Source organism: Terribacillus sp. DMT04, assembly GCF_019056395.1.
GTDB lineage: Bacteria > Bacillota > Bacilli > Bacillales > Amphibacillaceae > Terribacillus > Terribacillus aidingensis_A.
Map to the genome: position 1 here is coordinate 2,599,580 of NZ_CP077639.1, position 12,609 is coordinate 2,612,188.

The window sequence follows — 12,609 nt, forward strand, 5'->3', positions numbered from 1 at the left end:
AATTAACCTTGTTTTTTATCATTTGTCTCCGAACATTATCTTCCGAATTTGTTCCACCGGCATGTCTTCTCCTGTAAATAACTTATACGCTAATGCGCCTTGCCAAAGAACCATGCCTAAGCCGTTGATAGCTTTAGCTCCAGCTGCTTCTGCTTGTGCGAGCAATTTGGTTCTTATCGGGTTGTAAACGACATCACTTACCGTCAAGTCGTCACGCAGTACATCTAGCATGCCATCCAAGATACTAAAGTTATCGTGTGGCTTCATCCCTAGGCTTGTTGCATTTGTGAGCAGCGTACTTTCCGAGATTTCGTTTCGAAGTGCGTTTTTATCTTCAAATGGAAATACATTAGCCGTTACACCGTACGCTTTCATCTCCCTATTGATAAACGCCACATTCTCTTTTGCATTTGCAAAAAGATTATCTTGTCTGGCAAATACACTTAGTTCTTTAATTCCTGCTTGTACTAATTGAATGGCGATTGGAGCTGCCACACCGCCGGATCCTACAAGTGTTACCTTTATCCCTTCCAGCGGTACACACTGTTCTTTTAAATTCATCACATATCCAAGGCCATCCGTATTATAGCCAATCAATTTTCCATCTTGATGAACAACTGTATTGCTGGCACGAGCCAGTCTTGCCGAATCATCCAGCTCGTCCAAATACTGCATGATTGCTATTTTATTCGGCATGGATACATTAAAGCCTGCTGCACCTAACGCTTTCATACCTTTTACAGAAGCTTGCAAACCTTCCGTTCCAACATCAAAAGCCAAATACGCATAATTCAGACCACTGATGGTGTAGCCTAAATTATGCATGGCAGGTGTTATACTATGCCCAATCGGGGACGCAAGCAATCCTATTAACGTCGTCTTGCCGTCAATTTGGGCAAGGTTTTTATCTTTTATGGTCACTTTGAAACCTCCAGTCTCAGATAATAGCAAGTCATTACTTATACCCTATTATACGGAGGTTCCGCTCATGACCTTGTAAACAAAAACTGCTAAACAAAAGCAGGCAGCGGATCTTCTAATGCTGTGAAATCTTGCTTCATTTCCTCATCTGTTACTAAACACAAATCTAGCTCGTGGGTCATTTTCTCTTCATTCATCTTCATGCCGATAAACACAATCTCCGTCATTCTGTCTCCATAGTCAGGATGCCACCTGCTATCCAAATCGGGATCCTCTGCACGCAGCTGTTTTTGTTCTTCTTCCGCGTACGTCACCACCCAGGGACCGGCAGCTTCCAACGTCAGTGACTGGCCAGCTTGTGATAGTAAACCGCTCATGTCCGGGCGTGATGCCAGCCAGAAAAAGCCTTTTGATCGCACCACTTCTGCTGGCCATTGCTCCAGCCATTTCATCCAGCGTTCTGGGTGAAACGGACGTCTGCTTCGATAAACAAAAGATGCAATACCATACTCTTCTGTCTCCGGAATATGTTCATTGTTCAGTTCCTTAATCCAGCCGGCAGACTGACTTGCTTTTTCAAAGGAGAAAGTGTTGGTATTAAGCACCAGTTCAGGGCTAATTTTGCCGTATGTTGTTTGGTGGATGGCTGCGTCTGGATTCAATGTGTGAAGCAAGCTGTACAGCTCGTTAACTTTCTTCTGTTCTAGCTGATCAATCTTATTTAGCAAAATGACATCGGCAAATTCAATCTGATCAAGCAGCAAGTCGGAAATCTCCCGCTCGTCTTCTTCGACTGCTTCTTGCTGTCGATCTAGTAATGTTTCTCCTGATTGATAGTCATGCCAGAAACTGCCCGCGTCCACAACTGTTACCATCGTATCCAGACGGGTTTTGGCAGACAAATCAATGCCTAGCATATCCTCTTGCAGCGTAAAGCTTTGCGCGACAGGAATAGGTTCAGAAATTCCCGTAGACTCAACAATAATATAATCAATATCCAAATCTGCCAGTTTATCAATCTCGACAATTAAATCCTCTCTCAAGGTACAGCAGATGCAGCCGTTTTCCAGCTGAATCAGTTTTTCATCTGTACGCTTCAGCCCACCTTGTTCTACGAGCTGTGCATCAATATTGATTTCACTCATATCATTGACGAGCACACCTATTTTTACGTTTTGCTTATTAGAAAGCAAATGATTTAACAGGGTCGTCTTACCTGCCCCTAAATAACCGCTCAGCACGGTTACAGGTATGTTCTGTTTCATGTGTTACCAGCTCGCCTTCTTCACGCCCGGAATTTGCCCTTTATGTGCATACTCACGAAATTTAATTCGACTCATCCCAAATTTACGCATGTAGCCGCGCGGACGTCCGGATATTTCACAGCGACTTTTTAATCTGGTTGGAGAGGAATCACGAGGAAGCTTTCGCAATGCTTCATAATCTCCCTTTGCTTTTAACTCTCTGCGCAGCTCGGCGTATTTTGCTACCAATTCTTGTCGCTGCTTCTCTTTTGCCACTTTTGATTTTTTAGCCATTGTTATTCCTCCTAAATTAGTTTGCGGTTTGGATGTTCCATTGAAATGGGTCTTGCAGCTGTGACCAATCACTGGCAAGTTCGGTTTCAGTCAGTAAACAACGGTCTAATTCTTCTGTGATCGCTTGCTGGTCCAAATCGGTTCCGATGAAAACAAGCTGTGTCATGCGGTCGCCATATGTTGGATGCCAGACTTTATCCAACGAAGGATTTTCCCGACGTAAAAATGCTTGCCGGTCTTTATCCAGCGTCGCCACCCAGTAAGAAACCGGCTCTATATTTGCTGCTGGTCCTGCCTGAGAGAGCAGCAAAGCAAATTGATTGCGAGTCGCACACCATGTAATGCCTTTCGACCGGACGATGTTCTCCGGCATTGTCTCGACAAAGTGCATAAAACGCTGGGAGTGGAACGGATGTTGACGGATGTAAGTAAATGATCCAATCCCATATTCTTCGGTTTCTGGCGTATGCTGCTCTGGCCCATTTTCTAGCTCTTTCAGCCAACCAGCGGAAGCACTGACTTTGTCAAAATCAAAGGATGCTGTAAACAAAATCTCTTTCGGGTCGATTTGCCCGTGGGTTGTTTCCATAATCTTTGCTTCTGGCTGTAATAGACGCAGAACATGTTTCAATTGTTTAAGTTGTTCTGCTTCTACTAAATCGCATTTGTTTAAAATTAATACATTACAAAATTCGATTTGATCGAGCAGCAAATCAGCAATTTCTCGTTCATCGTTTTCTGCAACCTCCTGCTGCCGATCCAGCAGGCTCTCACCAGAACCAAAATCATGCCAAAAACGATTGGCATCCACTACTGTTACCATCGTATCCAGTGTCGTAAAATCGGACAGGTTGATGTTCGACTGTTCATCAATATACGAAAATGTCTGCGCAACTGGTACCGGCTCACTTATCCCGCTAGATTCAATCAAGATATAGTCGAACTTGCCGTCTTTCGCCAGCTTTTCTACCTCAACGAGTAAATCATCACGTAACGTACAGCAGATGCAGCCATTTGACATCTCGACTAGCTGCTCATCAACACGTGACAACGTGCCTTCATTCTCCACTAAACCAGCATCAATATTGATTTCACTCATGTCGTTTACAATCACCGCTACTTTTAATCCATCACGGTTATGCAGCACATGATTCAGCAATGTGGTTTTGCCAGCACCTAAATAGCCGCTCAGCACAGTCACGGGGATTTTCTTTTTCATATCTTCACCTCAATATGTAATAATTACGATTTAAAATCAGCTAAATTTTTTTACCTGTTCAAGCACCTTTAGATTGAAACTTGTCCACCTCACCAAGACAAAACGCAAATCCTGTCCGCAATTCTTCCTCATTCAAATCCTTGCCGATAAAAACAAGCTCGTTTTGCTTCATTTCTCCTTGCTTCCACTCCCGATCTATAGTGCTGGCAAAAAGCATATGTACACCTTGGAACAAAACCCGGCGCTTCTCTCCTGCCACATGAAGAATCCCTTTATACCGGAAAAGACTTTCACCCTTTACCTGTACCAAATACGAAAACCACATATCCAAACGTTTGGCATCCAGTGGACGATCGTCTCTTAATACGATTGCCTGGATATCGTCATGATGATGATGGTGGTGCTGCTCGAGAAAATCAGGACGAATACGAAGCGTATGATCGAGTGAAAAACTGTACACATGCAGCAGTTTATCTAACGGTACCTCACTATCTTGGACGTTAAATATCTCAGCTTCTGGGTTCATTTGCTGCATTCGCACAATCAATGCATTGCGTTTGTCTTGTGAAATAAGATCTTGCTTATTCAAAATAATTTGATCGGCAAATGCAATTTGTTCCCGAGCAATTTCATGTTCGGAAAGCTGCCCGTCTATATGCAAGCTATCTACTACCGTACTCACACAATCAATCTCAAACCAATAGCGCATCACATCATCCATAAGAAATGTTTGTATCACAGGAGCTGGATTGGCTAATCCGGTTGTTTCTATTACTACCCTTTGCAGCTGTGTTCCTTCTTTATGTGCACGTACAAGCAAATCTTTGAGTATTCTAATCAAGTCACCACGCACATTACAGCAAATACAGCCGTTGTTGATTTCAATAATCTCTTCTTTTGTTTCTTCGACAAATTTACCATCAATGCCGGTCGCACCGAACTCATTGATAATGACTGCTGTATTGCTGCTGCGCACATCACGCAAAATTCGATTTACTAACGTCGTCTTTCCAGAACCAAGAAACCCAGTAATAATGCTGACTGGTATTTTCTTTTGCTCGTCCGTCATGTTACACCTCACATTTATAATTCGTAACGGTTACGATTTACATCATACAACAAGCACTCCTGGTTTGTAAAGTCACAGTCAAAAAAATTGTATGTAAGATAAGTTTACAAAGTGTTTGTTAGATTGATGAAGAGTCTGTAAAATTGGTTTCAATATATCCTACCCCGGGTATAATCAAGGGTGACACCACGAAAAGGAGAGAATAGAAATGAAAAGCAAATTAGACGAAACACCGAAAGTAATCCATTGCAAAGACGATGCCGAATTCAGAGATTGGCTCACAAGATTGAGTAATGATCCAGAGAACGAAGAAGAGCTAGACGGTTAATTCCTTCTCCTCTATCTTCCTTCTTTTTTTATATCCTCGAAAAAAGCGTGCCTATTGGGCACGCTTTCCTCGTTTTTGGACAGGTTTGATTTGGTGATGTTCTTTATAGCTCCGAAAACCAAAAACGGAGCGGTCTTTTCCGCTTTTCTTATTGTCCAGCTACAGAAGCCAGGAACTATAGGATAAGCGCTAAATCCCTGCGTAAGGAAATTCACCTTACTCCGGGCTTTTTCGCTTATCCTTACGTTCCTAACCGGCTTCTTTCGCTTTTCTTTGATGTCTAGCTCCGAAAACCAGAAACTGCGGTATAAGCGATGAATCCCTATGTGGGGAAATTCACCCACTCCGGGCTCCCTCGCTTATTCCTCCGTTTCTAAACGGTTTTCTCCGCTTTTCTTCATGTCTAGCTGCAAAGACCAGAAACTGCGCTGTAAGCAATGAATCCCTATGTGGGAAATTCACCCACTCCGGGCTCCCTTGCTTACCGCTTCGTTTCTAAACGGTCTTTTCCGCTTTTCTTAGTACATTTCACTGACTGTCTTTGCTAGCATATGAAGCTGTAGGTAGTCTGGGCCGCCGGCTTTGGAGTCGGTGCCTGACATTTTGAAGCCGCCGAATGGGTGGTAGCCTACGATGGCGCCGGTGCAGTTGCGGTTGAAGTATAGGTTGCCGACGTGGAATCGTTGTTTGGCGTATTCGATGTGGTCGCGGTTATTTGTGATCACCGCCCCAGTCAAGCCATACTCTGTGTTGTTTGCTATATCAATGGCTTCTTCAAAGCTGGCTGCTTTTGAGAATCCTAGTACTGGTCCGAAGATTTCTTCTTGCATCAAACGGGATGTTGGTGACAAGTCAGCGAAAATGGTGGGCTGGATAAAGAAGCCTTTACTGTTGTCACTGGATCCGCCGCTGACAAGCTTTCCTTCTTCTTTGCCGACTTCGATATAATCTGTAATTTTATCAAAGGAAGCTTGATCAATGACTGGACCCATGTACACATCGGCACTTTCCGGAGCTGCCGTAATACGAGACTCCGTAATTTCGATGACGCGCTCCAGCACAGCGTCATATACTTTTTCATGCACAACCGCTCGTGAGCCAGCCGAGCATTTTTGACCGGCGAATCCAAATGCTGATACAGCAATGGCATCTGCTGCTAGTTCAATATCTGCATCTTCATCCACAACAATTGTATCTTTTCCGCCCATTTCTGCGATAACTTGTTTTAAATGCTGCTGTCCTGGCTGCACTTTGGCTGCTTTTTCAATAATACGTGTGCCAACATCACGTGATCCAGTGAAGGTAATGATACTTGTTTTCGGATGCTCTACTAAATAATCGCCCACTTCGGAGCCGCTTCCTGGCACAAAATTGATAACGCCCTTCGGCACACCTGCTTGCTCCAGTACTTCGACAAACTGTGCCGCAATAACTGGTGTAGCACTTGCCGGCTTCAAGACAACGGTGTTACCTGTTACGAGTGGTGCAACGGTTGTTCCTGCCATGATTGCGAACAAGAAGTTCCACGGCGAAATAACGACTGTAACACCAGTCGGCGTATAAATATAGCGGTTCGATTCTCCCTCACGAGAGAGAATCTCTTTGCCCGGTGCAAGCTCCATCATCTGACGGGCGTAATATTCCATAAAGTCAATTGCTTCGGCTGTGTCGGCATCTGCCTCTTTCCAAGGCTTGCCGGCTTCCTTCACAAGCAGCGCTGAGAAATAATGTTTCTTACGGCGAACGATGGCTGCCGCTCGCATGAGAATGTGCGCACGCTCTTCTGCTTTTGTATAACGCCATGTTTCAAATGCTGTTGCAGCTGCTTCAATGGCACGTTCTGCATGTTCTTGAGAAGCTTTCGACACTTCCCCAACTATTTCTTCTTTATCTGCTGGGTTAATGGAGACGATTTTGTCATCAGTCGTTACCTTTTCGCCGTCGATTACAAGAGGGTACTTGTTTCCCATCACATGTTGTACCTGCTTCAGTGCCTCTTGGAAAGCCTGTTGCTCTTGCTCCTGTGTAAAATCAGTGAACGGTTCGTGTTTATAAGGTGTTGTCACGATAGATCGCTCCTTTTGTTTATTTTTTGGTCATACCTTTCCATGCAAATGCAATATTTGCTGGCCGCTCTGCCAGCCTGCGCATAAAGTAGCCGTACCAGTCATCTCCATAAGGCAAGTAAATCCGAACCTTATAGCCTTGCTTGACGAGCTCTTCCTGCAGCTGCTCCCGCATGCCATACAGCATTTGAAATTCAAATTTATCTTTTCCTATTCCTTTTTCCAGTGCATAATGTTTAGCAAAGGAGATCATCTGCTCATCATGCGTAGCGATAGCTGTATAGTTCCCGCTATCCAGCTGTTTGGCGATTAATTTACGATAGTTGGCATCAACGTCCCGCTTTTCTTGGAAAGCAACCGACACCCGTTCCTTGTAGGCGCCTTTCACTAAGCGAACGAATGGCTGCAAATGCTGCATGCTCTCCAAATCTTCATCACTTCGGTAAAGATACGCTTGTATGACAGTGCTCACATTTTGGTACTCAGCCTTCAATTCTTGAAAAAGACTTAATGTTTGCGCACATCGCGTTGCATCTTCCATGTCAATCGTCACCATGACATCGAGACGATCCGCAGCTGTCAAAATCCGGCGCAAGTTCAGGCGGACAAGCTCTTCACTAATGTCCAGCCCAAGCGAGGTCAGTTTCAATGAAACATGCGCATCCAGATTTTCTTTTTGATCATCTCTAGCGCTGCGACAATTCCGCTTGTACGCTCTAGCGTCGTTAGTGGATCGTCAACATACTCACCTAGGTGATCCACTGTTACACTCATGCCGGCTTTGTTTTGTTCCTGTATAAATGGAATGGCTTGATCGAAGGATACACCGCCAACGATTTTTCCTTTTACCATCTTAATGCCATATTGGCTGGCCAATTTGTTCAACTGCTGGTTCTTTGATAAATACAAGAAAAAATTGCGAGATAAAGCTTCCAACTGTAACACCTCCCAATTCACTTGCACATGTGCTATATGTTCATTGTAGTCGGATAAGAAAAGGCTTACAATATGCAATAATGACAAACATTTCTCCTGGTTTTGTGTGTTTTACACAAAGATTAACTAGATGCATTATTATTTCCGCTTGACTGGTTTACTTGTTTGTTCTTACGGTAACATGTACCTATTAATGGTTCGATTTACATCATATGACGAACCAATGTGGAGGGCTTTTCATGAAGAAGCGTAAATGGATCTGGATTGGAAGCGTTATCCTTCTAATCGGGATTGCACTAGGAGGGTATTTGATGGAAAGACAAGCTTTGGGCAAACTCGCAGACGATGAAGATTTACGTATTGGCTCTTCCATTCTGTATGATGCACTAATGGAAGATAAAGACTACCAAGACCTTGCAACGACTGAATTTTCCAGCTGGACGATTGAAAATGAAATGAAGATGGATGCCATGCAGCCCGAGGAAGGTGCTTTCAATTACGTCAAAGTTGATGAAATGGTTGAGATGGCTCAGGAGCATGATATTGCAATCCGCGGTCATGTACTCGTTTGGGGAGAAGCACTGCCAGCTTGGGTACAAGCACAAGCCGTCGACCGTACGTCAGCTGAACGTATACTAAAATCGCATATTCAAAGCATCGTCACACATTATAAAGGCAGCATTGATACTTTTGACGTTGTAAATGAAGCGTATCACGATAATGGTACGCTCCGGGATAATATATGGCTGCGTACAATCGGTCCGGATTATATACCGCTTGCTTTTCAATGGGCGCACGAAGCCAACCCCGATGCTAAACTTTATTACAATGACTTTGGCACAGAGATGTCTAACGAAAAATCAGAAGCTATGCTAGAGGCATTAAGTGCTTGGAAAGAAGAAGGCGTTCCAATTGATGGCATCGGCACACAGATGCACATAGACGCAGCTGATCCCCGCTTTTCCAAGGAGCGTATCGCAGAATGGTTCCAACGGATTGAGAATGCTGGATTCCAAGTAGCTGTCACAGAGATGGATGTGAAATTGCAGAATCTCAACAATGGAGATGCGAAGAATATCCAAGCAGAGCGGTACGGAGATGTTATGGAGGTCTGTCTGGATACAACAGCTTGTGAAGCATTCACTGTTTGGGGCATTTCCGATAATTATAGCTGGGTTACCGAAAAAGAATCACCTGATGGGAAGCCATTATTATTTGATGAAAACAGCCAGCCCAAAAAGGCCTATCACACAATAAAACGGAAGCTGTTATTTTAATTAGCTTAGGAGATAGACTACTGCCGTTCGTGGCATAGTCTATTTTTTATGCTTATTTTCCTATTCATCCGCAATTTATTTCTATAACTTATGACATAAGCAGAAGGAATTAAGGGAAGAAGAAAGACAGGCTCGATTCCTAGCAATGTTCGATAAATACTAGAAATAAAGGAAGTGATGGATGGTGCAAACGTCAGAAATCATTTGGCTGGCTGCTTCCACAGCCGTATTACTTATCTTGTATCTATTTGCCCGAAAACACCTATTCGCCAAATATGTATTGCTGGCAGCCTTTTTAGGGTTAAATCTTGTTTATCTTATCTGGCGGACCGCCTTTACGCTTCCGACCGTTGGTATTATCAGCTTGATTGTCGGCATTTTACTGTTAATTACCGAATGGGCCGGGTATTTGCAGTCCATCGTCTTTACGATTCTGTCTTGGAAACCGTTCCAGCGGAAAACCATTCCGCTGTCTGCTTTTGAAGAACTTCCAACAGTGGATGTGTATATTGCTACTTATAATGAGCCAAGCGATCTATTAAAGCGGACTATAGTAGCAAGCCAGATGATGCACTACCCGAAGGACAAGCTGAACGTTTACGTTTGTGATGATGGCAGACGAACAGCTATTCGCGAGCTGACAGAATCATTGGGCGCTTCTTATTTAGACCGCCCAGACAACAAGCATCAAAAAGCCGGCAACTTGAACGCGGCTATGAAAAAGACAGATGGCGAGATTATTGTCACAATGGATGCAGACATGGTTCCGCGTGCTAATTTTCTGGAGCGGACTCTCGGTTATTTCACAGACGAAAAAGTCTCCTTCGTGCAAGCACCACAAGTGTTTTACAACTCCGACGCATTTCAATATAACCTATTCTTCGAGGATAACATCACGAACGAACAGGATTTCTTTATGCGCCGTCTGGAAGAAGGCAAAGACCGATTTAATGCAACGATGTATGTTGGCAGTAATGCTCTGTTCCGCCGTTCTGCTTTAGAAGCTATTGGCGGTTTCGCAACAGGTGTCATTACCGAAGATATGGCTACCGGCATGCTGCTGCAAACAAAAGGTCAAAAAACGGTGTTTGTCAATGAAACGCTGGCTGTTGGGTTATCCCCCGAAACGTATGCGGATTTGCTGAAGCAGCGTGACCGTTGGTGCCGGGGAAACATCCAAGTCATCCGAAAATGGAACCCACTTACAATCAAAGGGCTAAGTTTTATGCAGCGTCTGTTGTATATGGATGGTATTCATTATTGGTTTTTCGGCATTTATAAAATGGTCTACTTACTTGCTCCGCTGTTGTTCCTGCTGTTTGGTATTTATAGTTTGCAAACAGATTTCTCCACCTTGGTGTTATATTGGCTGCCGGCCTTTTTGTCATCCCAGCTGGCTTTCCGCCGGATGGCAGACAACAAACGAACAACATTATGGAGTCATGTTTATGAAGTAGCACTTGCACCTTACATGGCTTTATCTGTTCTGACAGAGATCTTTTTACGAAAATCAATTACATTCAATGTCACCCGCAAAGGAATTCTCAATAACCGACGTCATTTTCTATGGCGCACGAGTACGCCGTATATCATCTTGCTCGCTATGAGTCTTGTCAGTGTCGTCATGATTGTTATTGATTTATTCACACCTATTCAGCTGTATCATAATGTCGAGATGCTATATATCAATATCTTCTGGGTGCTCTATAATGCTGTTGCACTTGTGATGGCACTTATTATCGCAGTGGAACGCCCGCGTTTCCGAGAAGCCGAGCGTTTTGATGTCACAATAGAAGCTCAAGTGAAAAATTCACTTGATGGCGCCTCTTATCCAGCAAGAATTATTGACTTAAGCGAATATGGCGCTCGTTTAGAATTGCTTGATGTCAAGTCTGCTCATATGCTCTCAGCTGGTGCTTCTCTCACATTATGCGCCGGACCGCTTCAAGACGTGCAGCTGCGAAAACATTGGGTATCCCAGCAAGGGACAAGCTATTATGCCGGCATTTCGTTTCAGGATGTTACCCAGGAGCAATACCGTTCACTCGTTCAGATTTTGTTCGTGGACGCAGCAGATATTTACTCTAACCGAGAATATGTGAATTCCACACTTTGGCGTGCGGTATCGCGCTTCTTTCGACAAACTCAAGCGGCACCGAAACAAGCGGAACGGCAGAGTATTCGAGAAACTATTTCTGTACCAGCCATCTTGCAACCCGACAGTAATAACAAGATAGAGACGACTTTAGTGGATTATAGCTTGAGCGGCTGCCAAGTAGAGCTCAGACGATCACTAAGTCCAGGACAGATTTTGCGCTTGTCCACAAGCCATAATAGTTTCCGTGATAGTGATGTTCGCGTCCAATGGGTTCAAAAACGCGGTCGCAGCTATATAGCCGGCCTGCGCTTCCTGACCGAAACTGCTGATTCAGATACTGCTTAATACGTCTCCCGTTTCTGTTACTCGTTTTCTTGCCAGTAAACTCAAAAATAGAGCAGAAGGAGTATAACCTTCTGCTCTTTCTGCGATTGCTCATCCCTTTATATATTCATACAGTTCCTGTGTCTCAGCCTCTGCACCGAATGCCCGCGTTGCATCCCATATCTTGTCCACGTCTGCTCCATTGATTTCTGCATCTAAGTCATGAAAGATGCGATGCACGTAGCGCAAGCTGTTCACATCTGCACTATCCGTTGCAATGCGCATGAAGGCTTCTGCATTCCACATATCGTTTACCGCTTCAGAATCTGCAAAGCCTTCTGTGCGCAGACGCTCTACATCTTCCTTCAGCTGTTTCCATTCTTCCGATTGCGCCAAATAATCAATATCTACGCTGTTAATATGGCCCCATCCGGTAAGATCGTTCAAATAGGCATGCTGGTCGCTAATAATTTGTTTGGCGAGCTCTTCATTCTGATAGGCCACTGATGTATCATAGTTCTCGTACGTTAGGGTAGAAAGAAAATCTTTTGTATCGCCTGAAAGCTCTGTAAACTGTGATGCTCCCGCTTCTTTTCTTTCTTCTGCTGGCTCAATCTCCACTACCTCTTGTTCCTCTGCCTCTGCTGCCTGCTCAGCAACCGACTGCTCCTGCTGTTTTGAATCTGCACTGCTTCCGCCATCACTTGATAAGAAAAAGTAAGCCCCTGTACCAATGACAGCTACTAGAACAATACTTACTAATGTAAGAAAAAATGCCTTCAATGTATTGCCTCCTTGTTCGAATCATATGACTATTATAAAAATTGCTAGAT

The 12,609-nt window shown here is 44.0% G+C and carries 9 protein-coding genes and 1 pseudogene; 2 read left to right on the forward strand and 8 right to left on the reverse strand.

From position 1 onward, the window contains the following. Positions 1-18: 18 nt before the first annotated feature. The 7 genes and pseudogenes from KS242_RS13690 to KS242_RS13720 all read right to left on the reverse strand — a co-directional run bounded on the left by KS242_RS13690 (position 19) and on the right by KS242_RS13720 (position 8,077). The gene (locus tag KS242_RS13690) at positions 19-915 is read right to left on the reverse strand and encodes a quinate/shikimate dehydrogenase (RefSeq protein WP_371747638.1); all 897 of its coding nucleotides are present in this window, start codon (positions 913-915) and stop codon (positions 19-21) included. 95 nt (positions 916-1,010) lie between these two features. Beyond that, the gene (locus KS242_RS13695; RefSeq protein WP_217321841.1) at positions 1,011-2,186 is read right to left on the reverse strand and encodes a GTP-binding protein; all 1,176 of its coding nucleotides are present in this window, start codon (positions 2,184-2,186) and stop codon (positions 1,011-1,013) included. A gap of 3 nt (positions 2,187-2,189) precedes the next feature. Continuing rightward, a complete protein-coding gene (gene rpsN, locus KS242_RS13700) occupies positions 2,190-2,459 on the reverse strand; it encodes a 30S ribosomal protein S14 (RefSeq protein ID WP_217321842.1) in 270 nt (89 codons plus the stop codon). Between the two features lie 16 nt (positions 2,460-2,475). After that, complete coding sequence (locus KS242_RS13705) at positions 2,476-3,678, reverse strand: GTP-binding protein (RefSeq protein WP_217321843.1); 1,203 nt, start codon at positions 3,676-3,678, stop codon at positions 2,476-2,478. Between the two features lie 58 nt (positions 3,679-3,736). After that, positions 3,737-4,747, reverse strand: a complete 1,011-nt coding sequence (locus KS242_RS13710; protein ID WP_217321844.1) for a CobW family GTP-binding protein — start codon at positions 4,745-4,747, stop codon at positions 3,737-3,739. Between the two features lie 846 nt (positions 4,748-5,593). Beyond that, the gene (gene pruA / locus KS242_RS13715) at positions 5,594-7,141 is read right to left on the reverse strand and encodes an L-glutamate gamma-semialdehyde dehydrogenase (protein ID WP_217321845.1); all 1,548 of its coding nucleotides are present in this window, start codon (positions 7,139-7,141) and stop codon (positions 5,594-5,596) included. Between the two features lie 19 nt (positions 7,142-7,160). Next, positions 7,161-8,077, reverse strand: a pseudogene (locus KS242_RS13720) (proline dehydrogenase family protein). Positions 8,078-8,316: 239 nt separating this feature from the next. Between KS242_RS13720 and KS242_RS13725 the strand changes: the two are divergent. Both KS242_RS13725 and KS242_RS13730 read left to right on the forward strand, forming a co-directional pair. After that, positions 8,317-9,354, forward strand: a complete 1,038-nt coding sequence (locus KS242_RS13725) for an endo-1,4-beta-xylanase (RefSeq protein WP_217321846.1) — start codon at positions 8,317-8,319, stop codon at positions 9,352-9,354. Positions 9,355-9,535: 181 nt separating this feature from the next. Beyond that, complete coding sequence (locus KS242_RS13730; RefSeq protein WP_217321847.1) at positions 9,536-11,797, forward strand: glycosyltransferase family 2 protein; 2,262 nt, start codon at positions 9,536-9,538, stop codon at positions 11,795-11,797. Between the two features lie 90 nt (positions 11,798-11,887). On the opposite strand, the gene KS242_RS13735 is transcribed toward KS242_RS13730, so the two are convergent. Then, positions 11,888-12,559: a hypothetical protein gene (locus KS242_RS13735; protein ID WP_217321848.1), complete on the reverse strand. Its 672-nt coding sequence runs from the start codon at positions 12,557-12,559 to the stop codon at positions 11,888-11,890. Positions 12,560-12,609: the final 50 nt, after the last annotated feature.

Bases quoted from the DNA above. Each gene is read 5' to 3' on its own strand.
- rpsN (WP_217321842.1), bottom strand. From the start codon at position 2,459: ATGGCTAAAAAATCAAAAGTGGCAAAAGAGAAGCAGCGACAAGAATTG.
- KS242_RS13695 (WP_217321841.1), bottom strand. From the start codon at position 2,186: ATGAAACAGAACATACCTGTAACCGTGCTGAGCGGTTATTTAGGGGCA.
- KS242_RS13705 (WP_217321843.1), bottom strand. From the start codon at position 3,678: ATGAAAAAGAAAATCCCCGTGACTGTGCTGAGCGGCTATTTAGGTGCT.
- KS242_RS13710 (WP_217321844.1), bottom strand. From the start codon at position 4,747: ATGACGGACGAGCAAAAGAAAATACCAGTCAGCATTATTACTGGGTTT.
- KS242_RS13730 (WP_217321847.1), top strand. From the start codon at position 9,536: ATGGTGCAAACGTCAGAAATCATTTGGCTGGCTGCTTCCACAGCCGTA.
- KS242_RS13725 (WP_217321846.1), top strand. From the start codon at position 8,317: ATGAAGAAGCGTAAATGGATCTGGATTGGAAGCGTTATCCTTCTAATC.